Origin of the sequence: Christiangramia aestuarii (assembly GCF_009735585.1) — a bacterium.
In the GTDB taxonomy this organism is placed as follows: domain Bacteria; phylum Bacteroidota; class Bacteroidia; order Flavobacteriales; family Flavobacteriaceae; genus Christiangramia; species Christiangramia aestuarii.
Genome location: NZ_VJVW01000005.1, coordinates 67,179 through 92,040, shown reverse-complemented (window position 1 = coordinate 92,040; position 24,862 = coordinate 67,179). Strand labels below are relative to the sequence as shown.

General features: G+C 43.0%; 22 protein-coding genes and 1 tRNA gene. 7 read left to right on the top strand and 16 right to left on the bottom strand.

Annotated elements, in window-relative coordinates:
* Positions 1-6: 6 nt before the first annotated feature.
* The 7 genes from FLP08_RS13220 to FLP08_RS13190 all read right to left on the bottom strand — a co-directional run bounded on the left by FLP08_RS13220 (position 7) and on the right by FLP08_RS13190 (position 7,246).
* Positions 7-885: an SDR family oxidoreductase gene (locus FLP08_RS13220; protein WP_156277345.1), complete on the bottom strand. Its 879-nt coding sequence runs from the start codon at positions 883-885 to the stop codon at positions 7-9.
* A 21-nt stretch (positions 886-906) separates the two neighbouring features.
* The gene (gene scpA / locus FLP08_RS13215) at positions 907-3,039 is read right to left on the bottom strand and encodes a methylmalonyl-CoA mutase (protein WP_156277343.1); all 2,133 of its coding nucleotides are present in this window, start codon (positions 3,037-3,039) and stop codon (positions 907-909) included.
* A gap of 11 nt (positions 3,040-3,050) precedes the next feature.
* A complete protein-coding gene (locus FLP08_RS13210) occupies positions 3,051-4,454 on the bottom strand; it encodes a methylmalonyl-CoA mutase subunit beta (protein WP_156277341.1) in 1,404 nt (467 codons plus the stop codon).
* A gap of 34 nt (positions 4,455-4,488) precedes the next feature.
* Positions 4,489-4,803 (bottom strand): FtsB family cell division protein, encoded by a 315-nt coding sequence (locus FLP08_RS13205; RefSeq protein WP_156277339.1) that lies wholly within the window; start codon positions 4,801-4,803, stop codon positions 4,489-4,491.
* Between the two features lie 19 nt (positions 4,804-4,822).
* Positions 4,823-5,431, bottom strand: a complete 609-nt coding sequence (gene udk, locus FLP08_RS13200; protein WP_156277337.1) for a uridine kinase — start codon at positions 5,429-5,431, stop codon at positions 4,823-4,825.
* Positions 5,432-5,574: 143 nt separating this feature from the next.
* Positions 5,575-6,051, bottom strand: coding sequence for a c-type cytochrome (locus FLP08_RS13195; protein ID WP_156277335.1), 477 nt, complete (start codon positions 6,049-6,051; stop codon positions 5,575-5,577).
* A 1-nt stretch (position 6,052) separates the two neighbouring features.
* Positions 6,053-7,246, bottom strand: coding sequence for a PQQ-dependent sugar dehydrogenase (locus tag FLP08_RS13190; protein WP_156277333.1), 1,194 nt, complete (start codon positions 7,244-7,246; stop codon positions 6,053-6,055).
* A 195-nt stretch (positions 7,247-7,441) separates the two neighbouring features.
* Here FLP08_RS13190 and FLP08_RS13185 point away from each other — a divergent pair, with 195 nt between their 5' ends.
* Both FLP08_RS13185 and FLP08_RS13180 read left to right on the top strand, forming a co-directional pair.
* Positions 7,442-7,684 carry a GIY-YIG nuclease family protein gene (locus FLP08_RS13185; protein ID WP_108172039.1) on the top strand — a complete coding sequence of 81 codons (243 nt, stop codon included), beginning with the start codon at positions 7,442-7,444 and terminating at the stop codon, positions 7,682-7,684.
* A tRNA-Pro gene (locus tag FLP08_RS13180) sits at positions 7,670-7,747 on the top strand. Before FLP08_RS13185 ends, FLP08_RS13180 begins: the two co-directional genes overlap by 15 nt.
* 218 nt (positions 7,748-7,965) lie before the next feature.
* On the opposite strand, the gene FLP08_RS13175 is transcribed toward FLP08_RS13180, so the two are convergent.
* The 7 genes from FLP08_RS13175 to FLP08_RS13145 all read right to left on the bottom strand — a co-directional run bounded on the left by FLP08_RS13175 (position 7,966) and on the right by FLP08_RS13145 (position 15,669).
* A complete protein-coding gene (locus FLP08_RS13175; RefSeq protein ID WP_156277331.1) occupies positions 7,966-8,382 on the bottom strand; it encodes a DsrE family protein in 417 nt (138 codons plus the stop codon).
* Position 8,383: 1 nt separating this feature from the next.
* Complete coding sequence (locus FLP08_RS13170) at positions 8,384-8,788, bottom strand: DoxX family protein (protein ID WP_156277329.1); 405 nt, start codon at positions 8,786-8,788, stop codon at positions 8,384-8,386.
* Positions 8,789-8,857: 69 nt separating this feature from the next.
* A complete protein-coding gene (locus FLP08_RS13165) occupies positions 8,858-9,214 on the bottom strand; it encodes a hypothetical protein (protein ID WP_156277327.1) in 357 nt (118 codons plus the stop codon).
* Between the two features lie 118 nt (positions 9,215-9,332).
* On the bottom strand, positions 9,333-10,781 hold the full coding sequence (locus FLP08_RS13160; protein WP_156277325.1) for a TolC family protein: 1,449 nt from the start codon (positions 10,779-10,781) through the stop codon (positions 9,333-9,335).
* A complete protein-coding gene (locus FLP08_RS13155; protein ID WP_156277323.1) occupies positions 10,774-14,019 on the bottom strand; it encodes an efflux RND transporter permease subunit in 3,246 nt (1,081 codons plus the stop codon). The genes FLP08_RS13160 and FLP08_RS13155 overlap by 8 nt, the downstream gene beginning before the upstream one ends.
* Before the next feature lie 19 nt (positions 14,020-14,038).
* Entirely contained in the window at positions 14,039-15,121 is a 1,083-nt protein-coding gene (locus FLP08_RS13150) for an efflux RND transporter periplasmic adaptor subunit (protein WP_156277321.1), read from the bottom strand.
* Positions 15,122-15,255: 134 nt separating this feature from the next.
* Complete coding sequence (locus tag FLP08_RS13145) at positions 15,256-15,669, bottom strand: hypothetical protein (RefSeq protein ID WP_156277319.1); 414 nt, start codon at positions 15,667-15,669, stop codon at positions 15,256-15,258.
* Positions 15,670-16,147: 478 nt separating this feature from the next.
* On the opposite strand from FLP08_RS13145, the gene FLP08_RS13140 reads away from it, so the two are divergent.
* A complete protein-coding gene (locus FLP08_RS13140; protein WP_156277317.1) occupies positions 16,148-18,193 on the top strand; it encodes an LTA synthase family protein in 2,046 nt (681 codons plus the stop codon).
* A gap of 3 nt (positions 18,194-18,196) precedes the next feature.
* Here the strand turns inward: FLP08_RS13140 and FLP08_RS13135 are convergent, their stop codons facing one another.
* Positions 18,197-19,354: a hypothetical protein gene (locus FLP08_RS13135; RefSeq protein ID WP_156277315.1), complete on the bottom strand. Its 1,158-nt coding sequence runs from the start codon at positions 19,352-19,354 to the stop codon at positions 18,197-18,199.
* Complete coding sequence (locus tag FLP08_RS13130) at positions 19,355-20,611, bottom strand: YaiO family outer membrane beta-barrel protein (protein WP_156277313.1); 1,257 nt, start codon at positions 20,609-20,611, stop codon at positions 19,355-19,357.
* Between the two features lie 372 nt (positions 20,612-20,983).
* Between FLP08_RS13130 and FLP08_RS13125 the strand changes: the two genes are divergently transcribed.
* The 4 genes from FLP08_RS13125 to FLP08_RS13110 are packed head-to-tail and all read left to right on the top strand — an operon-like array spanning position 20,984 to position 24,784.
* Positions 20,984-21,337 (top strand): DNA-binding transcriptional response regulator, encoded by a 354-nt coding sequence (locus FLP08_RS13125; protein ID WP_156277311.1) that lies wholly within the window; start codon positions 20,984-20,986, stop codon positions 21,335-21,337.
* Positions 21,337-22,386 carry a hypothetical protein gene (locus FLP08_RS13120; protein WP_156277309.1) on the top strand — a complete coding sequence of 350 codons (1,050 nt, stop codon included), beginning with the start codon at positions 21,337-21,339 and terminating at the stop codon, positions 22,384-22,386. Before FLP08_RS13125 ends, FLP08_RS13120 begins: the two co-directional genes overlap by 1 nt.
* On the top strand, positions 22,376-23,827 hold the full coding sequence (locus FLP08_RS13115; protein ID WP_156277307.1) for a glycosyltransferase family 2 protein: 1,452 nt from the start codon (positions 22,376-22,378) through the stop codon (positions 23,825-23,827). Before FLP08_RS13120 ends, FLP08_RS13115 begins: the two co-directional genes overlap by 11 nt.
* Before the next feature lie 51 nt (positions 23,828-23,878).
* Entirely contained in the window at positions 23,879-24,784 is a 906-nt protein-coding gene (locus FLP08_RS13110; protein WP_156277305.1) for an alpha/beta fold hydrolase, read from the top strand.
* Positions 24,785-24,862: the final 78 nt, after the last annotated feature.

The window sequence follows — 24,862 nt, the reverse complement described above, 5'->3', positions numbered from 1 at the left end:
CTAAAATTATTTTTTTTGGCTTTTTATCATCTGCTCTAACATATCCCACATTTCTTCAGGAACTGCTTCCAGTAAATTGAACTGACCGGCGCCTTTCAGCCATTCTCCTCCATCTATCGTGATTACTTCCCCATTCAGATATGCTGAAAAGTCCGAAACCAGGTATGCCGCAAGATTTGCGAGCTCTTGGTGGTCACCCACGCGCTTTAGCGGAACTTTTTTAGCCAGATCGAATTTTTCTTTCAGATCGCCAGGTAGCAACCTGTCCCAGGCTCCTTTAGTTGGGAATGGTCCGGGTGCGATCGCGTTAGACCTGATGCCATATTTGGCCCATTCTACAGCCAGAGACCTGGTCATGGCCAAAACTCCAGCTTTTGCGGTAGCACTAGGTACTACATAGGCCGATCCGGTCCAGGCGTAGGTAGTTACGATGTTCAAAATGGTCTTATTCTCTTCTTTTTTGTCGATCCAGTGTTTCCCAAGGGCAAGCGTACAATTCTTGCTTCCTTTCAACACGATGTCTATGATAGTATCAAAAGCATTGGCGCTCAACCTTTCGGTAGGAGAAATGAAGTTACCCGCGGCATTGTTCAGAAGTATATCCACAGAACCGAATTCCTTAACCACGGCATCACGCATGGCTTCTACCTGGTCGTAGTGCCTTACATCGCATTGTACCGCGAAACAGCTTCCGCCGGTATCTTCTTCCAGCTCTTTCGCTGTATTCTGAAGTTTTTCAAGATTTCTCGAGGTGATGGCAACCTTAGCTCCCAGTTCAAGGAAGTATCTGGTCATTGATTTTCCCAGTCCGCTACCTCCTCCGGTTACGATAATATTCTTTCCTTTAAGTGCATCGTCCCGAAGCATTTTTTTCTTTAAGTCCATATCTTGGTTGGTTTTATGTCTTTATTCGTCTATTAATATTTCAAGTAATTGTATCGCTGCGTCACTGATCTTGGTTCCCGGACCAAAAACGGCGACTGCACCGGCATCAAATAGATACTGATAATCCTGTGAAGGGATCACTCCGCCCACGATCACCATGATATCCTCTCGTCCTAATTTCTTCAGTTCATCTATGACCTGAGGCACGAGGGTTTTATGTCCTGCGGCCAATGAAGAAACTCCCAGGATGTGCACATCATTTTCTACTGCCTGTTGGGCTGCTTCGGCAGGGGTCTGGAAAAGCGGACCTATATCCACATCGAAGCCCAGGTCGGCGTATCCGGTCGCGACTACCTTGGCACCGCGATCGTGTCCATCCTGACCCATTTTCGCGATCATAATCCTTGGCCTGCGGCCTTCCATTTCGGCGAATTTATCGGCCATTTCCCTGGCCTTATTGAAGGAGCTGTTGTCTTTCATTTCTTTTGAATATACCCCGCTAAAGGATTGAATCTTGGCCTTGTACCTGCCATATACATCCTCAAGCGCATTGCTTATCTCGCCCAAACTGGCTCTTTCCCTGGCAGCATCTACTGCTAATGCCAGTAAATTGCCATTTTCATCCTTGGCTGCCTTTCTAAGATTATCCAGGGTTTGTTGTACTTTTTCCTCGTTCCTTTCTGCCCTTATTTTTTCAAGTCTTGCTAACTGCTGGCGTCTAACGGTTTGGTTGTCTACCTCCAGGGTGACCAGCTCTTCTTCTTTATCGAGTCGATATTTGTTCACCCCAACGATCACATCGGTCTCGCTGTCTATTCGAGCCTGTTTTTTGGCGGCGGCTTCCTCAATCCTCATTTTTGGGATTCCTGCTTCAATAGCCTTGGTCATTCCTCCTAGCTCTTCTACTTCTTCAATGAGTTTCCAGGCTTTTTGGGCGATCTCTTCGGTTAGCTTTTCAACGTAAAAACTTCCGGCCCAGGGATCCACTGTTTTGGTAATATTGGTTTCCTGCTGAAGGTACAGCTGGGTGTTCCTGGCTATTCTTGCGGAAAAATCGGTTGGCAGGGCAATGGCTTCATCTAGAGCGTTCGTGTGTAAGCTCTGGGTTCCGCCGAAGGCCGCCGCGGCAGCTTCGATACAGGTCCTGGCAACATTGTTGAACGGATCCTGCTCGGTCAAACTCCATCCACTGGTCTGGGAATGAGTTCTCAATGATAGTGATTTTGGGTTCTTGGGGTTGAACTGTTTTACCAGTTTTGCCCAAAGCATTCTTCCGGCGCGCATTTTCGCGATCTCCATAAAATGGTTCATCCCAATTGCCCAGAAAAAGGATAGCCTTGGCGCGAAACTGTCGATATCCATCCCCGCATCCAGTCCTTTTCTTATGTATTCAAGTCCGTCAGCCAAAGTATAGGCCAGCTCAATATCGCAGGTAGCCCCAGCTTCCTGCATATGGTAGCCTGAAATACTGATGCTGTTGAATTTCGGCATATTCTGGGAGGTGTATTCGAATATGTCTGAAATGATCTTCATGGAAGGTGTAGGAGGGTAGATGTACGTATTTCTCACCATGAACTCCTTCAAAATATCATTCTGAATGGTTCCCGAAAGCTGTTCCGGCTTCACACCCTGTTCTTCCGCAGCGACGATATAAAAGGCCATGATAGGCAATACTGCTCCGTTCATGGTCATGGAAACCGACATTTTATCCAGCGGGATCTGGTCGAACAATATTTTCATGTCTTCGACCGAGTCGATCGCAACTCCTGCCTTTCCAACATCGCCAACGACGCGCTCATGATCTGAATCATAACCGCGATGGGTAGGAAGATCGAATGCTACAGAAAGTCCTTTCTGCCCGGCAGCAAGGTTCCTTCTGTAAAAAGCATTGCTTTCTTCTGCCGTTGAAAATCCTGCATATTGGCGGATGGTCCACGGACGGCTCACATACATGGTACTATAAGGTCCGCGCAGGTAGGGCGGGATCCCAGCTGCGAAATTCAGATGTTCCGCTTCAGAAATATCTTCTATAGAATAGGAGGTTTTTATCTCTATCTCTTCGGGAGTGGTAAAAGTCTGCTTTTCCGATTCAGGTTTTCTGGTAGAAAATTCCTTATTGGCTAGCTTTATATTTTGAAGATCTTTGCGTTGCATAAATCTTGATTTTATTGGGTTGGCTGGCTTTGTTTTTCTTCTTCTAATCGCTTCTGTTCTTTTTCTTCACTCAGCCTTTTTTCAAGTATAGGTTCAAGTAAGGTCTTTCTTGGATTTCTCTTTAAGAATGGGAATAACTCAATATCGTCTTGCATCCGGTCTTCGGGATTTTCGAATTTATTGGTCCCAATAAGTACCAGTTCTCCGCTATCGAATTTTTCCTGCTCTTCTTTAGCACTTTCCTTTATTTTCCTCTGGATGACGCCTGCCTTGAGCTCCTTTAAGAATCCGCCACCTTTTTCGATCTCTTTGAATATCTCCAGGGCCTTTTCGGCCAGTTGTCTGGTAAGGGTTTCCACATAATAAGTTCCCTCGGCAACGTTGCCTACCTTATCCAGGTAGCTTTCATTTCTCATGATAAGCAGCTGGTTTCTGGCAATGCGATCCCCAAACTCATTGTCTTTATGGTAGATAGCATCGTAAGGCATATTGCAAACAGCGTCGGCCCCGCCCAGGATCGCGCTCATACTTTCAGTAGTAGTGCGAAGCAGGTTCACGTTAAAATCGTATAAAGTCTTGGTTCGTTTGGTGGATTCTGTTACGATATGGCATTCGGTATTGAAACCGAATTCCGTAGCAATGGTCGCAAACAGCCAGCGCAGTGCCCTGATCTTTGAAATTTCAAAGAAATAATCTGAACCTAGCGATACTGTAAACTGGAATTTGAATTTTTTCTTTTGGTCTTCAGAAAGGTCCATTTCAGAAAAGTGGTTCAGGTACTCGGCTAGCTGCCCCACGCTATAGGCCAGTTGTTGGGGAATATTAGCTCCGGCGTTCTGAAAAAGCGATAAGTTGATGCTAACTACAGAGGCGAAATTCTTCGAATCCTGCACGATGCGGTCAAGCTGTTCATGGTCGTCCTTCAGGTTGTTGAACCAGTTCCCGGTACGGGCAAGTTTTCCTATAATATCGGTTTGCAGGAAAACTTTATAAGACTTTACTTCCAGGAAGCTGTCAAGTTTTTTTACGAAATCGGCATCGATGAATTCCGGTTTAAGGTAGATGGGCAGACCTTCCGGAAGACCTTGAAAAAGTACAGCGAAATCGATTTCTTTTTCGGGTAAAATGAACCAGATAGCTTCGGTCCCTTTCTGAAGTTTATTAAGCGCCTTTTCATTAGCGTTCTCGGCCGAGGTGATAAAGATTTTCTCGCAGATGTTCCAGTGAGCGGGATTCGAAACCTTCAGTGTATCCTCGATATCTTCAGAAGAATAGAAGGGTTTAATATCGATGCCATGCAGGGTTTGGGTGACCAGTTTTTCGTTATAATCGGCTCCCTTAAGATCTGCCTGAATCTTCTGTTTCCATTGTTTTGCAGAAACTTCTTCAAATTCCTGAAATAACAATTGTTTCATTTTCGTTGGTTTTGGTTGGAAAGTTGGCGAAAATTTAATCTATGGTGTCATATTCTATAATATAGATGTCTTCATTCGGTCGTTTCATATAGTACTTCTGCCGGGCGAACTTCTCGAGTTCCACAGAATCCTGAAGCTTTTTTATGACCGCCTTGTCTTTCGCGATTTCCTTTTGATAATATTCTTTGTTGTCCTGCAGTTCTTCGATCTCCTGATCCAGTTCGTGATGGATAAACCATGAATTGGTATCCAAAAAGAACATCCATATGCCGAAAACCAGCATTATCAGCACATATTTATTGCTGATGATTCTGAACCAGGGTTTTCTGCGCAGGTCTTTAAATTTCATGAGCTTTAAAGATACAAAATTAGGTTAAGCGATCTTTGATTATCGTTTGAACGATATCAACAGCCACCGTATTGTAACGATTGGTAGGGATTATAATATCTGCGAATTCCTTGGTTGGTTCTATAAACTGCTGATGCATTGGTTTTAGCGTCGTTTGGTAGCGCCAAAGTACTTCTTCCAGGTCGCGTCCGCGATCGGCAATATCGCGTTTCAACCTCCTAATTAATCGCTCGTCACTATCTGCATGTACGTAGATCTTGATATCAAAAAGTTCCCTGATCTCAGGATGGGTAAGGATTAGGATACCTTCTACGATCACCACTTTTCGCGGCTGGATCTCTACGAATTCCCCGGTACGATTATGCTCTTTAAAGGAATATACCGGTTGCTGAATGCTTTTTCCCGCCCTTAAACTTTCCAGGTGCTCTCCAAGCAGTTCAAAATCTATGGATTTTGGATGATCAAAGTTTATCTTTTTTCTATCCTCGAAACTAAGGTGGGTAGTATCCTGATAATATGAGTCTTGTGAGATCACATCTACTTCCTCGTGTTTCAACTCGTCTATGATCTGGTTAACAACCGTGGTCTTTCCGCTACCGGTTCCACCGGCAATACCAATTATAAGCATGTTCCTAAAATTTCGGCAAAGGTAATATTAGTTTTTAAAAAGCATTTGCAGAATTGCAGACCAATTTTAGCACAAAACGAAATCTTCAGAATTAAAAAAGCCGGACATTTTTGCGTGTCCGGCTTTAATTTATTTGCAAATCCTTATTCAGATTTCTTTTCGATGGCGGCTACTTCTTCTACAGTTACCATTTCATCAATATTATTGCTCCAGGAGTTCATAATGTAGTTCATGGCATCAGCCACTTCCTGGTCGCTTAATCCCATAGGGGTCATTACATTATCGTATTTTTCTCCATTTACCTCGATAGGCCCCTGCATACCATATTTTACACCCCTGATGCTTTCCTCTCTTTTTTCGGTAAGCCAGTTTGAGCCATCGAGTGGAGGATAGGTGCCTGCAATTCCTTTACCGGTTGGTAAATGGCAGGTCACACAAAGTTCGTTATAGATCTTTTTTCCTCTTTCGATACTTGCAGTGAGCGGTGTCTTTTCACTCGATTTTTCTGAAGATGGGATCACGTACGATTCTTCATCGGCTTCAGCGTCCTTTTCTTTTTTATCAGATTTACAGGCTACCATGGCAGCAGCCAGTCCAAAAATAAAAAGCAGTTTTTTCATATTATTGTTTGTTAGTAAGTTTAGCGATTCCTTTTCCTTCTATGGCCACATAGATGTTTCCATCAGGTCCCTGTCTTACATCTCTCATTCTTCCCACACCATCCAGCAATTTAGTTCTTTTGGTGATCTTTTTTCCGTCCAGGTTTAATAGTTCCAGGTACTGGAATTTTAATGATCCTGCCAGAAGGTTTCCTTTAAGTTCGGGGAATTTGTCTGAAGTTACATAAGCAAATCCACTAGGCGCGATAGAAGGTAGCCAGTAGAAGATCGGGTCTTCCATACCCGGTTTCGATCTTTCATCGGTAATAGGCGTGCCGTCATAATTTTCTCCATAAGTTACCACGGGCCATCCATAATTAGCTCCCTTTTTTACCACATTGATCTCATCGCCACCCTTTGGGCCATGTTCGTGCACCCAGATCTCATTGGTTTCAGGATTAAAGATCATTCCCTGTGGATTACGATGACCATAAGAGTATATAGCTTCAACAGCATTTTCCTGACCAACGAATGGATTATCTGAAGGCACACTACCATCATCATTCAGTCTATATACCTTACCATTGTCGCGGGTGATGTCCTGTGGGTTCACATCACGTGCTCCACGCTCCCCGGCACTGAAATACAGATAACCTTCATTATCGAAGGCGATCCTAGAACCAAAATGCTGACCTTTGGTAGTATTTGGAGATGCTTTATATAGAACTTGCTTGTTAGTTAATTTATCACCCTCAAGTTTTGCCCTCATAAGCGCAGTGTTTCCGCCATCACCTTCACCTTCTTTTGAAGAATAGGTAAAGTAGATCCAGCCATTACTCTCGTAATCTGGGTGAAGTACTACATCCAGTAATCCTCCCTGTCCACGATCATAAACATCTGGCGCACCCTGGATTTTTGTTTTCTTTCCGTCTTTAAAGTGAATGATCTCACCTTTTTTCTCGGTGATTAGCATGCTTCCATCTGGCAGAAAAGTAAACCCCCATGGAATGTCAAGGTCTTCAACAACTAATTCATAAGAATATTTATCTGAACTTTCCGCATCAATAGGGTCGGGCACCCCGGTTGGTTCCTGGGTCTGTTCCCCGGAAGGTTTTTCAAGGTTTTCTTCTTTTTGAACGGTATCTGAATCATTTCCGTTTTCACCACAGGAAATGAGGCTCAAGGCCATTCCTGATACCAATAAAAATTTCTTCATAGCATTTAAATAATAGGGTCTAATAAGTATTAAGTAAACTAAGATATAAAAAATTAAAAGTTTTCATTGTGGGAGATTAATAATTCTTATATTTGCCGCCCAATTATGGTTGAAAAGCCATTTCGGGGTGTAGCGTAGCCCGGTTATCGCGTCCCGCCTGAAGCGGGAAGGCCGCCGAAACGTAAGACTTAAAAGATGTTTGTTTACATTCTTTATAGTGAAAAAAGTTCTAGATATTATGTAGGTCAGACTGCAGATATCGATGAAAGATTAAAAAGACACAATTCAGGGAGAGTGAATTCTACTAAAAGTGGATATCCCTGGAAAATTGTTTTGCAAATAGAAGTTGATAATCGCTCTGAAGCTATGAATTTGGAGAAAAAGATTAAAAAACGAGGAGCAAAACGGTATATTGATGACCATCGGGGTGTAGCGTAGCCCGGTTATCGCGCCTGCTTTGGGAGCAGGAGGCCGCAGGTTCGAATCCTGCCACCCCGACCATAAAAATCCAATCACACACCGTGGTTGGATTTTTTGTTTGGAGAAAATCGAAGTTTACTTCAGATTGAAAACAAACAAAAAGACAAAGGGCGAAGCCTGATTGGATTTTGGTGAGCACAAATACCAAACTCAGGATCATGCAGGTACTAGAATTGATAAAACGAGAAAGCCTATCGATTTGTGACAGGCTTTCTTCTTTCTGATATTTGATCTTATCGCTATAGGCCTAAACTTAAATATCCTTTTTTCTGAAGTTCGAAGTTATAGAGAATCCCGTTTTCGACGATTTTTATGTCTGAAGGAACTTTTTCAATATCCACTTCAAATTTATTCAGGGAAAAGCCACAGGCTACCAGTTGAACTCCGATCTTATCTACCATGGTTCTGAATTTATCGATCTTTTCTGGCTTGGTAATATCTTCAATAGTTTTTCCACAAATGATTACCTGGAATTCTCCGAATCTGTCCCCGTCTTTCTCTTTCAGATTTTCAGCCGTTAGTAAGATCGGTTTCAATTGGGTAAGCTTTTTTGTTAGTACAACATAGTTATATGAACTGTCATGTTGGGCCTTTGCTTCATTTCCTGCAAAGACACTTAGTAAAATTATAATACTGCTATAAATAATCGTTTTCATTCTATTTGATTTTAAAAAGTTGATCGGTGTCGTTCATTACAAAAAATAAAAGACCACCAAGAATTGCTATGTTTTTGAAAAGTGGTCCAAGCGTGTTTATCTGACCCACCTGAACAGACAGCGTTATGGGGATTAATACTAGTAGTAATATGATTGCCGCCCACCGGGTTTTATATCCTATAAGAAATAGGAAACCTGCTGCCAGCATTACGATTCCGGAGAGGATGACCAGCCATTCGGGGTCACCAAAGAAATAGGCGATTCCCTTGAAACTGGCCTGTTCAAGCCGGCGGACTGTTTTCCCGGTATTCAGCAAATGATTTCCACCTGCGACCAAGAAAATACCGCTAACCAGAATTCGCAATAACTGTATGGAACGACGATTAATTTGGATCTTATTCGTCATTATGCGTGATTTAAATTAATAAAAGTGATGAAGCAACTTTCAGGATAGCTTCAATAAATTGAGGGTAGTTCACGCAATTTTTGGGGGAGGGGAATGTTGCTCAGGATAGAACAGGTAGTCATTTGAAATAATACCCAGCTTTTTCAAAGAAATTTGTTTAGGAAAAGCTATGGACCATTCAAAAGAAACTTTATTATAATAAGAATTGCATAAATGAGCTATTTGAAATATCTGGTGGTGAGCTGTTGTATCCTTACCAGAAAATGAAGGTTTTTTGCTCTCTGTGGCTCTCTTTTTCTTACAATTCGGGTTCACGATCGTTATGCTTCCTTCAGAGATCACATTCAGTAAATGAGCCTCTACGATAATAAGTTTTCCCAGGAAGAGAAAGATTAGTGAAGTTGATATAATGATCCTGGCTAGCATGGAAGCGAATATAAATTTTCCACAGCGGGTTGAATGTAACCTAGGTTACTAAAAGTTGATGATAAAAAAAGGCCATTTAATTAAAAATGGCCTTTCAAATTCAGCTAATCGAATTTAACTACTTCCAACCCCCTCCTAGGTTCTTGTATAAAGTTACCCGGGCTAAAAGTTGGTCCTTTCTGGTTTCCACCAGTTCCATTCTGGATTCCAGAGATTCTCTTTGGGTAAGCAGCACCTCTAGATAATCTGCCCTTGCCGACCTGAATAATTTATTGGTCAGTTCAATAGATTCGGTGAGTGCTTCAACCTGCTGCTCTTTCAATTCATAGCTTTTCCTCAGGTTTTCTATCCTGGAAACTCCATTCTTAACCTCGATAAAAGCATTCAGAATGGTCTTTTCATATTCGAAAATTGCCTGTAGCTGCCGGTCGTTTGCCGTGGCGTATTCAGCCTTGATCGCATTCCGGTTAATAAGTGGGGCGACCATGTCTCCGGCAAGATAGTATAGCAGAGATTCGGGGGTAGAGGTCAGGAATTTTGTGCTGAAAGCTTCCAGTCCTACTCCCGCGTTGATGGCGAAAGAAGGATAGAAATTGGCCCGCGCTACCCTGGTGTCCAGTTTGGCTGCGGCCAGCTCAAATTCTGCCTGCCGTATATCCGGACGATTCTGTAACAGCTGAGAGGGAATCCCCGTGGAAATGCTATCCATTTTCTTTTCGAGGAAATCATTCGAACTCCTTTGTATAGGCTTAGGAGTTCTTCCTATCAGGAAATTCAGTTTATTCTCGGTTTCGGTGATCTCCTGTTTCACCTCGTACAATTCACTCTGATTTTTCAAAACTTCAGCCTGGAATCTTCTTACTCCAAGTTCGGTAGCTTTTGCCGCCTGCTTCTGAAGTTTCAATGTTTTAAGGGCGTTAGCCTGAATCTCCAGGTTCTGCTCTATGATCGCCAGTTCATTATCCAGGGCCTGAAGCTCGTAGTAAGATTCCGCGATCTCAGAAATGAGATTGGTGATCATAAAGTTCTTTCCTTCTACCGTAGACAGGTATTCCATCACCGCTGCCTTTTTCGAATTACGAAGTTTCTTCCATACATCGATCTCCCAGGAGGCAAAAGCTCCCACCGAATATCCCGGCAGAGGCTCCGGAAATTCCTCTCCGGGTCTAATGTCTGTATTGGCATCGCTGGCACCCTGGCTGGTATAACGACCCACTTTCTCAACTTCGGCAGCTGCGCCAATGTTTACAGAAGGCAGATATTCTCCTTTCCTGGCCCTGATCTCGTTTTTGGCCATGGATACCTGCTGCAGCATGATATTCAGTTCCTGGTTGTTCACCAGCGCAGTATCTATCAAAGCTATCAATTGAGGGTCCTGAAAGAATTCTCTCCAGTTGAGGTTCGCAGTGTTCAAAGTATCCTTGCTCTGAATTTCCCCAAACTTATCGGGTAGAGCGGTCTTTTCTTCCCTAACATCCCTGGTGGGCACACAGCCGTAAATTGAAATTACGGCCAGTGCTCCAAGAAGGAATACTTTGGTGTATCTGAGTTTATAAAGCCTAAACATGTTCTTCCTCTTTTTTCATTAGTTTTTTCAGTTTCTTGTTCATCTTCCTTAATCGGCTTCTAATCTGGCCTTCTCCATCTTTATTTCTGAAGAATTCCTCGCTCATCGGCTCATCATGTTCATCCCTGATAAGGCTCTTGCCATCGGCCATTTTTCCGAAGATGTAATAAAGGCCGGGGATAATCAGCACCCCGAACAGGGTACCCAGCAACATTCCACCCATGGCCGAACCTCCAATGGTTCGGTTCCCTATGGCGCCGGCACCGGTAGCGATCACCAATGGAATAAGTCCCGCGATAAAGGCGAACGAAGTCATGAGGATAGGACGGAAACGCATCCGCGCACCTTCGATAGCTGCCTCGAGAACCGTGGCTCCTTCACGACGCTTCAACACTGCGAATTCCACGATCAACACGGCGTTCTTACCAAGGAGACCAATAAGCATGATCATCCCGATCTGGGCATATACGTCATTAGAAAGTCCCATTAACTTCAGCAATAAGAAGGAACCGAAGATCCCTATGGGCAGAGAAAGTAATACGGCCAGCGGCAACAGGAAACTTTCGTATTGCGCAGCCAGCACGAAGTACACGAAAATGAGCACGATGATGAAAATATACAGCGCGTCATTTCCACGATTGGCTTCATCATAAGAAAGTCCTTCCCAGGCGATATCATAACCACGCGGAAGTTTTTCCTTAGCCACTTCACGAATAGCCTGGATGGCATCTGCACTGGTGTAACCTTTAGCCGGTAAACCACGTATAGCCGCGGAATTATAAAGGTTATACCTGGTGATCTCGTTAGGCCCGAGTTTTTTCTCCAGTTTCATAAAAGCAGAGTAGGGCACCATTTCTCCTTCTTCATTCTTCACATAAAGTTGCTCCAGGTCTTTCGGCATGGCTCGGTATTCCGGAGCGGCTTGGGTATAGACCTTGAAGAACCTACCATATTTAATGAAGCCCTGTTCATAAGTACTACCAATAAGAATGTTCAGGTTTTCCATGGCCTTACCAATGGAAACACCTTTTTGCATGGCTGCCTTATTATTGATCTGGAGTTCATACTGCGGATAATTTGCCGCAAAAAAGGTGAACAATCCGCTTAGCTCTTTTCGTTCGCCAAGCGCTTCGAGGAAGTCGTTATTGATCCTTTCGAATTCCTGGTAATCGGTGGAGTTGGTCTTGTCGAGCAATCTCAGGGAGAAACCTCCCGAAGAACCAAAACCTGGTACCGCCGGCGGTTCAAAAAATTCGATCACCGCACCCAGGTCTTTAGATTCTTCCTCGAGTTCTTCCATGATCTCGTGAACCGAATGCTGTCTCTCGCTCCAGGGTTTAAGGTTGATCAAACAGGTACCGGCGTTGGAACCACGACCTTCGGTCATGATCTCGTACCCGGCAAGGGATGAAACAGATTCCACGCCTTCGATCTCTTCACTGATCTTCATCAGCTTCTGGGCTACTTCATTCGTACGCTCCAAAGTCGCCCCCGGAGGGGTTTGTACGATGGCGTAGATCATTCCCTGGTCTTCATTCGGAATAAAACCTGAAGGCAATACCTTATTGGTTACGAATATCCCGGCGCAAAAGGCCAGCAAAATTCCGAAAGTAAGTACCCTTCGGTTTACGATATACTTAAGGAAGCCTACATATCTGCCGGTCAATCTTTCAAATCCTCGGTTAAACCAGTCTATGAACCTGTTTATAGGCGATTTTTTTCTTGGTTTTCCGTGGTTATTCTTCAGCAACATGGCGCAAAGAACAGGGGTAAGGGTTAGCGCCACCACTGCCGAAATAACAATAGCTCCGGCCATGGTGATAGAGAACTGTCGGTAAAATACTCCTACCGGTCCAGACATGAACGAGATGGGGATAAATACCGATACCATGACCATAGTGATCGCCAGGATAGCTCCTCCAATTTCTCCAAGCGCCTCAACGGCTGCCTGGTAAGGGGTGAGGTTCTTTTCTTCCATTTTGAGGTGGACGGCTTCTACCACCACAATAGCGTCATCTACCACGATCCCGATGGCCAGAACCAGCGCAAACAGGGTGATGAGGTTGATGGAGAGGCCAAATAGCTGCATCACGAAGAATGCCCCGATAAGCGATACCGGCACCGCGATAATAGGGATCAAAGTTGATCTCCAGTCACCAAGGAATAAGAATACCACGATGGCAACCAGGATAAATGCATCCCTAAGAGTGTGCAGCACCTGTTCTATCGAAGCGTCCAGGAAGTTGGAAACATCATAACTTATCTCGTAATCTACGCCTGGAGGCAGGTCCTGTTTAAGTTCTTTCAGTTTCTCCTTAACGTCTTTGATCACATCGCTACCATTACTCCCAAAGGTTTGCTTGAGAACTATAGATGCCGAAGGTTTCCCGTCAAGGTTGGAGTAAATATCAAAGAACTCACTTCCCAGTTCCACATTGGCCACATCTCCGAGACTTACTGTTTGTCCTTCTTCATTAGAAGTAATGATGATATCCTCGTATTCTTCGGGTTCACTGTAGCGATCGCGATAGGTGAGCACATATTCCAGCGCCTGGGCGCTTTTCCCGGAACTTCTCCCGATCCTACCCGGCCGGGCCAGGATACTCTGGTCTTCCATGGCTTCCAGGATCTCTTCCGCAGAAATATTGTAAGCCCGCATTCTGTCCGGTTTCAGCCAGACGCGCATGGCATACTTTCTACTTCCCAGGATCTGTGCATTGGCGATCCCTTTGATCCGCTGGATTTCAGGAACAATTCGAGTGTAAGCATAATTATAGAGGAACTTCTCATCGGTATCCTTATTCTTACTGTACAGGTTCACGTACATAAGCATACTCGGCTGTACCGGGGTGATGATCACACCTTCCCGCTGCACCAGCTCGGGGAGTAAAGGCATGACCTGGTCTACCCGGGTCTTGACCCGGACCACCGCATCATTGGGATCTACTCCCGGTTCAAAGATCACTCTTAGCGTTCCTTCCCCAGCACTGGTGGCGTCGGAAGCTATATATCGCATATCCTGTACCCCGTTTATCGCCGTTTCCAGCGGAATGAGGGTAGATTTTACCAGTACATCTGCACTTGACCCCGGGTAAGCGATAAAGATATTTACGGTTGTAGGGGCGATCTGCGGAAACTGCGAAATAGGCAGTTGCTTGATGGCCAGCGTACCAATAAATACGATCATCACCGAGATCACGATGGCGAGTACCGGTCTTTTTATAAACTTTTTAAACATTTTCTAAAGATTTAGGGTTTTACTCGGCGTAAATATCCAGGTGGGCCAGAACCGTTTCAGGCTCCTTAAGGTCGTAACTGATCTCCTCACCATCCTTTACCAGGCGGATTCCTTCCAACAGGATCTTGTCATCTGGTTTAAGCCCATCTTCTACTACGAACAGGTGCTGGATTTCAGATCCTATCTTGATCTCCTTTTGCCTTACGACATTATCCTCGCCAACTACGAAAACATATTTTTTGTCCAGTACCTCGAAAGTTGCTTTCTGGGGGATTAGCAGGGCATGTTGCAGGGGAATGTTCATCAGGATATTCCCGGTTTCACCGTTCCTTAGAATTCCATCGGGATTTGGGAAAGTGGCACGAAAGGCGATATTTCCGGTCTCATTATCGAATTCACCCTCTATGGTTTCTACGATCCCGGACTGATTGAACTTCCGGTTGTTAGCTAATAAAAGTTCAACTTCCTTTTTCTTATCGCGATCGGCACTCATGATGTAATCCAAGTATTCAGCCTCTTTTACGTTGAAGTATACCCACATCTTTTCGTTGTCTGAAAGCGTAGTAAGTAATTCACCTTCCTCAAGCATACTGCCTTCCCGAACATGCAGGTGGTCCATGATACCATCGAAGGGAGCCCTTATGTTGGTGAAACCAAGGTGGGTTTCGGCCAGGGCAACTTCGGCTTTTGCCTTGTCGTAGTTAACCTTGGCCAGGGCTAATTCGTTAGGTGAAACCACATCACTATCTGCCAGCAGCTTGGTGTTTTCATATTCTATGGAAGCGGCTTCTGCTTCAGCTTTAGATTTCTGAAGTTCTGCCTGGTAGATATTGGGCATGATCTGAAACATCAACTGTCCTTTTTTAACAAAATCACCTTCATCTACCAGGATGCTTTTCAGGTAACCTTTTTCCATGGCCCTTAGTTCGATATGCCTGATGGAATGGATCTGGGCGAGGTATTCTTTGGTGATCGAAGTATCCTTGTAAACAGGATTGGTAACCTCGTAGGTTCTCTCTTCATGTTTCTCTTCTGCGTGAGAATTGCAGCCGATATTGAACAATACGGCAATTAGACCAATAAAAATTGGGACTTTCTTCATAATTAAATGAATTTTATAATTGAAATTGAAAAGTGCTGGGGCGGTCAAATGAAGACATGACGCGCCATATCGTTCTCAAATGCCTTTGAGAACAATGTTATCGCATACCCTGGGTATGCCTGAAGTCGTAAATTCTAAATTCGAAAAAACTCGAACTGTATATGCCTTTTGCTCAGGCCAGTTCTAATAGGTGCAGTGGAAAACCTGGAAAATAAAGATTTGCCAAGGTTCGTTTCCCAGAGGAAAACATAGAAAAAGACAGCGAAGACATTGCCTGCGAATAATAAAAGATTCTTTTTGGCTGCTTTGGAAAGCATTTCCAGCTCCTCACTTTCAGTAAGCTCAATAAAAACTTTTTCGTAATCTGAATTTTGAATAGGGGCAGGGTGTACCTGGAATTCAGCATTTGAATTTTCGCTAAGGTGAATCTCTTCTACCTCATTGAAATTATAGTTAGCATCGAAAAAGGAATTCGCGTGAAGAAGTGCAAATCCACTTATCAGGATAAATACTAACGAAAGAAAATATTTTTCAAATGCGTTTTTCATTCGGCGTGCAAAAGTATTCTGCAATCATAATACTCGCAAGGAAGTAGTGTTAAATTCATGTAATTTTAGAGATTATGATCTCGAATTGTCTTTATGAAGCTTAAGAATTTCAGATAGGTAGAATCTGGGAATAATGATGCATTCAATTCAGGAAATGGAATGCTTCTAAAAACATCATTTAAAGGGGAAAATTGTTGGATTTATTTTAAAATCAATGATGTAAGACATTGATAATAAGGTTTTTATTTAAGTGTTAACTAAGATTATTTAGTGATCAGAATTATAAGCATCAACCTTTTTAAGGGAATTTAATCCTCAGGTGATTGAAGATCAGTTGCTTGATTTTGAATTTAGGAGGAGCTTCCTCAATGATATATTTGATATTCAAAGAGTCAGATTTTTTTCATTCATTTGTATGCCTTCTCTAAGCAGCCCTTTGAAAGGCACTTCGAAAATATCAGCCTCATATTGACCTACTATGAAATCATTCTCTAAGAAAGCTAGGAACAGCTTTGAAAATAAATTTTGGAAAGCCACCAGTGAATTTGCCATTTTGGCCCTGATTTTCCTGGGATTTCTTATCGTTCTTAGTGCGGTAGAGGTATGGATGGGGATCTCCAGGCATAGTGTTGATGAAGGTTTTTTCAGCCTGTGGAGCTGGAGTATACTGGAAGACCTTAAATTTCTATTCGCTTATCTGCTCCCGGTTTACCTGGTCTACGTGGGATTCTATCTATTGATTTCAAAAATAATTACCGGTGCTTTTAAGGCATTTATCATCTTGTTCTTTGCCATGGAGCTCATGCTGGTATTCTATTTTAATACCACCTTGCTAATGCTGGGAAGTGATCTTTTTGGTTATTCCTTGCAGGAGATCACTCAAACTGTTGGAGCTTCTGGAAGCATTAAATTGATCCCTATCCTGGTTTTTATAGGTTTTACCGTTGTTCTTGGCTTCTCCCTTTTTAAGTTACCCCGTAAGCTGAAGCCAGGCCGGTGGGTGGCACTTGCATTCCCCATAATTTCATTGGTCTTCCTGATCTCAGGCATTTCTGAAATTAATGACAGCAGCGAACTTTCTACAGATTTTGCAAGAAACTTGGTTAAGAATAAGTCAGATTATTTTTATGCCGCGGCTTATGAGCATTTTAATCCGGAACTGTATGAGCCTGATATTTATTCAGAAAGTTATCTGGGTGATTTTATCAACCAGTTTGCCCAGGCGGAGCCCGTTGATTATGTCGAGGAAGGAGAATTTCCGTTTTTGCGCAGGGAGCTGAACAGGGATGTGCTTTCCCCATTTTTTGAGAAAGGTGAGAAGGCTCCCAATATTGTTATTATTACTGTAGAAGGTCTGGGAAGGGCATTTTCTAATAAAGGCGCTTACCTGGGGAATTTTACTCCTTTTTTGGATTCGCTTTCACGTAAAAGCCTTTACTGGCCTAACTTTTTGAGTAACGGTGGGCGAACTTTTGCTGTTCTGCCATCGCTTCTTGGTTCCCTGCCATTTGCCGATAACGGGTTCATGGAAATGCAGGCGGAAATGCCTCAGCAAATGTCTCTGCTTAACTTATTGAAGAACAATTCATACGAGACCTCTTTCTATTACGGTGGAAATTCTGAATTCGATAAAATGGAGACCTATCTTAGAATGAATAATGTAGACCATATTCTTGATGAGGATGATTTCCCCGCGGGCTATAAGAAGATCCCAGCTTCAGCTACAGGATTTACCTGGGGATATGGGGACAAGGAACTATTCCGGTATTACTTTAAAAGCAAACAGGAGACTTCTTCTAAACCTGGCCTGGATTTTCTGTTAACAGTAAGCATGCACAGCCCATTCATTATTGATGAAACCGAAAAGTATAACCAGAAATTTGAAGAAAAACTCGAGGCATTCGGTTTTAGCGAAGAAAAAAAGAAAGATTATAGAAATTATAAAAAACAGTACAGTAGTATTCTTTTTGCAGACGATGCACTGAAGAATTTCATCCATGCTTACAGCAAAAAAGAGGAATTTGAGAATACTATTTTTATCATTACCGGGGACCACCGAATTCCCGAGATTCCCATGGCCTCTAAACTGGACCGTTATCACGTGCCTATGATCATCTATTCTCCGCTGCTGAAAAGGACCGGAGAATTCGAAGCTGTTTCTTCTCATTTTGACCTGGCCCCAAGCCTGGTATCATTCCTGAAGAATAATTACGGCCTGAAGGCGCCGCAAATAAACAGTTTTGTGGGCAGGGGACTGGATACAACCAGAAGCTTTCAGAATATTAATAATATCCCGCTAAAGCAAACCAAAACAGAACTAAGGGATTTCGTAATGGGAGAATATCATTTGAACGGAGAAGACCTGTTTAGAATCAACCGCGATTTCAGGGAAACGATGGTTAAGGATGAGGTTAAAAAAGAGGAATTAAAAAGCGCTTTTAACCAGTTCAAAAGAAAGAATTCTGATATAATCAGAGGTAAAAAACTGATCCCGGATTCTATTGCCAGGAAATATTTAAAATAGGATCTAAATTTCTTGTTTTTGGTAATCCTCCAGGATATTGCTGAGAAGTGGTTTGTAGAAATTCCAGAAGAAACTACCCCTTTCCATAACATTTCTCTGGTCATAGAAAAAGTTTTTGAAGAAGCCTATCCATTTAAAATAGGAACTTTCCAGGGGCACCGGATTATCAGCAAAGTCACCTGAAAAATAAAAGAACCTGTATTCATCATCCAGGTGCCTGGTCACCGCCGGGAAAGTTACGGGAATATTATTTTTTCTAAGCTCTTCCTTTCCCTTTGAATTCACTTCAATATCAAAACGGGAAACCACCTGGTTCACCTGGGTATTGGGAACCATGATATCGAACCAAAAGGGATATTTAATGCTTTCGGGAAGATCGTATAGGTCCTGGAACTCTCTTCCGGTTAAAATATGTGGCATAGAGCGCTCCAGGTGAGTACTTTCTTCAAGGATCACGACCTCGTCCTGTTCATTTACAAAAGCGATCCCAGATTTTTTAAAGGGCCAGTCGCCACGGTGACTTCTCTTATAGTTCCTTACCAGCCATGCCGGAATCTCCTTGTTTTCCCTAATGTCAAGGTTATTAAAATACCTGGCCGTCCATCCGGTCCATTTAAGCTGAAAAAGTTGCTCGAAACTTTTCCTGTTCTCCCTTTCGGTAGGTGAGCCAATGGTGTTGAATTCGGTAATGATGAGCTTTCCTTTTTCCTTCATAAGTTTCAGGAGTTCCAAATCCTTATCGCTTAAGCCACCATAGAGTATTCCGGAGCGTTCATTGACGTCTCCATCATGAAACCATTCATTGTTGTAGATGCCGTAGGTGTCGGTAAAATAGACCAGGTCGGCATCATTGCTAAGCTGGTTGAGTTTGGAGTAAGAAAACCTCTCCAGGCCTTTAAGTTTATACTTCTCATTCTCCCTGGGAAAGAAACCAAAATAATCCTGGCTTACCTTATAGGCTTTATCTGAAGTTTTCGTGTATTTTTCATGGTTCAAAACCCAGTTAAGGGAGATATGTTCCTGACCTTTTTGGGTAAGAACGGTTTTATCTATAATGGCCAGCACCAGTTTAGTATTGGGAGTTAGCAGCCAGGCCAGCCACATAAACAGCGGAATGGCGATGATTAGAAAAATGAATCCTCTTGAAAGCTTCTTTCTCATTTAGAACCTCTTAAAATATCCCACTCCAACTGAAAACTGGTTGCCACGGGTTTCAGGTGCATATTCCTGGTCTTCCAGGCTGGCATTTACAAAAAACACGTTGGTGCTTTTAATGCTCACGCGATATCCCAGGCTAATGTTGTTAGACCTGAGCTTATAGGTCTCATCGCCGGCATAAAGGATATTGTTGGCATTATCGTCTGGGTCTACTCCCGTACCCACGCTAAGGCTTAAAAAGTCATTCGCTCCTGCAATATAGTAACGAATGTTCAGGGAATAAGAATGGGAAACGTTGTCATTATCTGGCGTAATAAAGGTTCTCGCGTTCAGCCAGAAATTGCTGATATATTTTCCTACTGAAGCCGTATAGATCCATGTTTTCTCGTCGAAACTAAGCATCCTGAAGCCCACTTCGCCTTCAAAGGCGGCGGGAAGGTTGGCAAACAGTGATGCGCCGGCACGATATTCGGGGAAGATGCTGCCACTACTGGCTATCCCACCACTCAAATAAGCGTAAAAGGTGTCTGAAATACTTGGATAAGCGTCTATATTGAACTGGGTTCCGTTAGACTGAAAACGATTTGCGTAATTCACCCGACCAATTACAGAGCCTATTTTTGTACTCCTGGAAAAATCCACACTGGCCAGGTGCCAGGGATCATCGAACCTGTTGTCGAAATATACATATTCATAATCTACACCCACCTGGTTCCTTGAGGAAACATTCCTTATAGATTCGCCCAGCGAACGTGCCTGGCTTAATTTAGGATTGATCTTAAGTAAGCGGTCTACGGTCTTCCCGGCTTCAGAATACATTTGCAGGTCTTTTTCCAGTCGCGCTTTTAAGAGTAAAAGGTCTTCAGACCTTGAATGTTTTTCCAGCCCGTTATTTACGATTTCGAGCGCCTTCTTCGAATTATCGTTCCAGTATTCCAGGCTGGCGTAGGCCAGGGAGGCATCTTCATGCCCGGGATTTTCTTCCAGAACCTGCTGAAAAGCTTTTCTGGCTTCCGCATTTTTATCACTCCAGGTATACAGCCTTCCCAAAAAGATCCTTACGTCAGCATAAGCCGGGCTTTTTTCAAGTGCCAATTTGGTAAGCTTTATGGCTTTGGGATAATCATCTTCATCAAAAGCTGCCGTTCTTGCCGCAGTGAATAATTCATCTGTGGTTAGTTCCTCCTGGGCCATTATTGGGCAGGAATAAATGGAAATCATCAGAAAAAAGATAAGCAGGGGGGCAATTTTGATCTTCATAATTTGGGGTTGTTGCTTTTTAACGGGATTTATATGCACTTCAAAAATTAACGAAATTCATACGATTCGGGTTTTAATGCAGCCTGGAGATCCCGGTTAAAAGTGCCCGCAATATAATAGCTTTAAGGAAATTGAGGCGAATAAGAGTTTAAAAATATTTTAATTTTCAGCCGAGAATTTTTGAAATAATAAATCCAATTAACGTATTCTTGCGTAAGTTTTAACCCACGATCAGAGGCAGTTGGAAAAACAATTTTCTGGAAGGATTTTTCTTTCTTGATTTATGCAAAAAATGGGATAAATGGCCTTATTTTTCTATAAAATGTATGATTTCCTATTGGATTTGTTATATTTCAAAGTAAATATGACCTGATGAGAAAAGTGCTGGTAATTCAGGAGGATATAATTATCCTAAAGATACTGGAAAGGCTGGTGAAGCTCAACAACTTTGAATGTAGGGCAATTAGGTCGCTCGATGCTCTTAATATTGAGGATCAGCAAACCAATTATGATTTCATAATAACAGATATTTTGTTTGAAGGCATTGCCCCGCTGGAATTTGTAGCCCAGATACAGGAGATCCTTCTGCATAAGAACTTATTGATCGTAACGAACATGGGACAGGATAAAATAAAACAGGAGATTTTCGCATTGCGGGATATTACCGGGTTTTATGCTGTGCCCATAGACCTTGACGAGATCGAAGCAATTATACAGGCTTACTAATGGATGAAACAACTATACTTTATTTTATAGCTGTTGTTTTTTCGATCCTTGTGATCTACTGGATCTCTATCGCAGTTAGTCTTACTTACCGCAGGAACAGGACCGCCCGCCTGGAAAAGATAGAAATTACCTTTGCCGATATTGTGAGCAGGTACCTTTATGAGGATCCTAAAAAGCCTTTGACCCTTACGGAAATTACCCGAACCCTGAGGAATGTGGGGATTAAGGAAAAGAATAAAAATAATATCCAGTTCCTTATCAGGCTTATGATACGAACCCAGAGAACTATCGTGGGAAGTAACTTTTATAAGCTGCAGAGGCTTTATACCCAGATCCCGCCTTACGGAGTTTCGGTTAAAAAGATCTCCAGCTGGAACTGGTACAGGCAGGCAAGGGGGATTAGGGAACTATATGAAATGAACCAGTCCCAGTATTTTGATGAGATATTTAAATACAGGAACGACAAGAATATCTATGTAAGACGGGAAGCCCAGATCGCGCTGGTAGTTTTCCTTGGCTGGGAAAGCTTACGTTTTCTACCTTACCTGAAAAGAAATATGACCCTGTGGCAACAGATCAAGATCGTGGAAAAGCTTTACGATCTTTACCCTAAGCCAGAATTAAAATGGCTGCACCGTGCCTATAAAACTGACAGGCTATTCGGTATAAAATTACTAATGCGCATCATCAGGAAATATGAACTGCATGCCGAAACCGGTTACATCGTAGATAACCTGAACCATGAAGATTACGAAGTTCGGGAAACTGCCATTTATTGTATCAAAACCTTTGCGGTCTCTTCTTCTACCATGGAGTACATTAAGAACCTTTATGACGATATCCCAGATGCCACTCAGCAGGGACAGTTACTGGACTATATCTACCAAAATTCTGAAATAGACCTGGATTTTTATATGAGGCAATTATATGGAACCAATGATGACCTGAAACTGAGTATCGCCGAGATCCTCTGGAACAATGGTTATAAGGAGAAGGTGCAGGAATTCTACTATGAGCAATATCCAAACTCAGTGCTGAATGTGGGATAGTGCAGAAAGCTTTTTTGGCAGTTATTATATCTACTGGATAAGTGTCTTCCTGTTCATTGGATACGGTGCCAGTCTGGTGACCCTTTATCTTTCAGGTATTATCCTGGCAAGGAGATCTATTAAGCGAACCAAGCAAAGATCTATTTTCCTAAGGGAAGAGGATATAGTAAGTGCCACCGATATTCCTTCAGTGACCGTGATCGCACCGGCCTATAATGAAGGTCTTACCATCATAGAAAATGTAAAATCCTTGCTTTCCATTCAGTATCCGTATTATGAGCTTATACTTGTAAATGATGGGAGTAAAGATGATTCCCTGGAAAAACTGATCGAGGAATTCGACCTGGAGCAACAGGATGCAACCTTTATTACCCAGCCTATTCCTACGGCTTCGGTAAAACATATCTATAAAAGCCGGAAAAAGAAATACACTCACCTAACGGTGATCGATAAGAACAATGGGGGAAAGGCCGATTCCATCAATGCCGGGGTGAATTTCGCTACTACAGAATTGGTGATCTTTACCGATGTTGACTGTATCATTGAACAGGACGCTATTCTGAAAATGGTGCGTCCTTACCTGGAAGAAGATGACAAGGAGATCATTGGTTGCGGTGGGGGTATAGGTATCGCCAACGATTCGGTGATCAAGAACGGGATCCTGGCTGAACTTAGGTTGCCATCCAGGCTTATCCCTATGAACCAGGTGGTGGAATACATTCGTGCTTTCCTTTTGGGAAGAATGGCCTGGAGTGAGGTTAACGGCCTAATGCTAATTTCCGGGGCCTTTGGGATGTATCCCAGGAAAAGAGTGATCGAGGTAGGCGGATTCAATCCTAAAACAGTGGGTGAAGACCTGGAACTTTGCATACGTCTAAGAAAACATATGGAAGAAAAGAAAATTCCATATAAGGTGGTGTACCTTCCAGAAACATTATGCTGGACCGAAGCTCCTTCAGATTATAATATACTGATACGGCAGAGGGATCGCTGGGCAAGAGGTTTGTGGGAAACCATCAGTCTGCACAAAGATCTTTTCTTTAACAGGAAATACAGCAAAATGGGGATGCTATATTATCCTTACTGGCTTTTCTTTGAGTTCGGTGCTCCTATCGTGGAATTTCTCGGGGTGATCTGTATCATCGCCTTTGGTTTGCTGGGCTGGATACATTGGCCATTCGCCATTCTGCTTTCTTTTGCCGCCTACCTGGTAGGATGTGTCTTTTCTACCATCGCAATATTCATGTATGTAAAAAGTTTTGATCATTACACCAAACCCAAACAGGTAGTGGAATTATTACTTGCTGCTTACCTGGAGCCCTTCTATTACCACCCGCTTTTGCTTTTCGGGCAGATGAAAGGTTATTACAAGAAACTATTTGATATTACTTCAGGTTGGGGGACCATGACCAGAAAGGGATTTAAGATCACTAAATCCTGAAGCAAAATTTATCCGAAATTTCACTAATTTTCAGGGATAACAACATCAGTTATGAAAGCCCTGATAATCCTATTCCTATTTGTGCTACTTCCTGAAATGTTCCTGGCACAGCATTATGAATCTTTTGCTACCGAAGATGGAAGGATCTCCTATCAAACCTTCGGCACAGGTGAGCCGCTTTTGATCATCAATGGCGGTCCGGGTATGAATAGTCATGGTTTTGCTGCTCTGGCCAAAATACTTTCAGAAAGTAACAAGAGTATTATTTATGACCAGAGGGGTACGGGAAGATCTAAACTGAAAGAACCCGGGACATCTACCCTAAGCCTGGAACTAATGCTGGATGATATTGAAGCCTTGCGAGAGCACCTGGATTTTGAACAGTGGATCATCCTGGGGCATTCTTTTGGAGGAATGCTGGCCTATGCCTATGCCGCAAAATATCCCCACCGGGTAAAAGCGATGATACAGTCACATTCCGGCGGAATGGACCTGGAGATCACAGATAGTTTCGATATCCTGTCCAGGCTAGACCAGACCGAACGGGATTCTTTAACCTATTATTCCACCAGGATAAGCCTGGGAGATACGTCCAGGGAAATGGCTCTGAAGCGCGCCAGGTTTCTGGCTGCGGCTTATTTATACGATAAAAGTCTTGCACCCAGGATCGCTGAAAGGCTTACCCAGGGCAATAACCTTATCAATACCATCTTATGGAACGATCTGGCCAGGATAGGATTTGATGTGACTGAAGAAATGAGCAGGTTCAGTAAACCGGTCCTGATCCTTACCGGAAAAAACGAGGTCGCGCCGGTACATATCGCTGAAAAAGCACATGCTACCCTTCCAGATTCCAAACTGGTGGTAATGCCCAGGTGCGGGCATTATGGCTGGCTGGAAAGACCGGATATCTACCTGCGGGAGGTAAAAGACTTTTTAAAGAGCAACTCGGTATAAGTTTATTTTGAAAATTAAAATAAAGCGGTTTAATTTGCAGCCAACTTGGGGATAGCCCTTCGTCCACGCCCAGGGCGG

Coding starts and splice junctions, on each gene's coding strand:
- FLP08_RS13220 (WP_156277345.1), bottom strand. CDS start 885: ATGGACTTAAAGAAAAAAATGCTTCGGGACGATGCACTTAAAGGAAAG.
- scpA (WP_156277343.1), bottom strand. CDS start 3,039: ATGCAACGCAAAGATCTTCAAAATATAAAGCTAGCCAATAAGGAATTT.
- FLP08_RS13210 (WP_156277341.1), bottom strand. CDS start 4,454: ATGAAACAATTGTTATTTCAGGAATTTGAAGAAGTTTCTGCAAAACAA.
- FLP08_RS13205 (WP_156277339.1), bottom strand. CDS start 4,803: ATGAAATTTAAAGACCTGCGCAGAAAACCCTGGTTCAGAATCATCAGC.
- udk (WP_156277337.1), bottom strand. CDS start 5,431: ATGCTTATAATTGGTATTGCCGGTGGAACCGGTAGCGGAAAGACCACG.
- FLP08_RS13195 (WP_156277335.1), bottom strand. CDS start 6,051: ATGAAAAAACTGCTTTTTATTTTTGGACTGGCTGCTGCCATGGTAGCC.
- FLP08_RS13190 (WP_156277333.1), bottom strand. CDS start 7,246: ATGAAGAAATTTTTATTGGTATCAGGAATGGCCTTGAGCCTCATTTCC.
- FLP08_RS13185 (WP_108172039.1), top strand. CDS start 7,442: ATGTTTGTTTACATTCTTTATAGTGAAAAAAGTTCTAGATATTATGTA.
- FLP08_RS13175 (WP_156277331.1), bottom strand. CDS start 8,382: ATGAAAACGATTATTTATAGCAGTATTATAATTTTACTAAGTGTCTTT.
- FLP08_RS13170 (WP_156277329.1), bottom strand. CDS start 8,788: ATGACGAATAAGATCCAAATTAATCGTCGTTCCATACAGTTATTGCGA.
- FLP08_RS13165 (WP_156277327.1), bottom strand. CDS start 9,214: ATGCTAGCCAGGATCATTATATCAACTTCACTAATCTTTCTCTTCCTG.
- FLP08_RS13160 (WP_156277325.1), bottom strand. CDS start 10,781: ATGTTTAGGCTTTATAAACTCAGATACACCAAAGTATTCCTTCTTGGA.
- FLP08_RS13155 (WP_156277323.1), bottom strand. CDS start 14,019: ATGTTTAAAAAGTTTATAAAAAGACCGGTACTCGCCATCGTGATCTCG.
- FLP08_RS13150 (WP_156277321.1), bottom strand. CDS start 15,121: ATGAAGAAAGTCCCAATTTTTATTGGTCTAATTGCCGTATTGTTCAAT.
- FLP08_RS13145 (WP_156277319.1), bottom strand. CDS start 15,669: ATGAAAAACGCATTTGAAAAATATTTTCTTTCGTTAGTATTTATCCTG.
- FLP08_RS13140 (WP_156277317.1), top strand. CDS start 16,148: ATGAAATCATTCTCTAAGAAAGCTAGGAACAGCTTTGAAAATAAATTT.
- FLP08_RS13135 (WP_156277315.1), bottom strand. CDS start 19,354: ATGAGAAAGAAGCTTTCAAGAGGATTCATTTTTCTAATCATCGCCATT.
- FLP08_RS13130 (WP_156277313.1), bottom strand. CDS start 20,611: ATGAAGATCAAAATTGCCCCCCTGCTTATCTTTTTTCTGATGATTTCC.
- FLP08_RS13125 (WP_156277311.1), top strand. CDS start 20,984: ATGAGAAAAGTGCTGGTAATTCAGGAGGATATAATTATCCTAAAGATA.
- FLP08_RS13120 (WP_156277309.1), top strand. CDS start 21,337: ATGGATGAAACAACTATACTTTATTTTATAGCTGTTGTTTTTTCGATC.
- FLP08_RS13115 (WP_156277307.1), top strand. CDS start 22,376: ATGTGGGATAGTGCAGAAAGCTTTTTTGGCAGTTATTATATCTACTGG.
- FLP08_RS13110 (WP_156277305.1), top strand. CDS start 23,879: ATGAAAGCCCTGATAATCCTATTCCTATTTGTGCTACTTCCTGAAATG.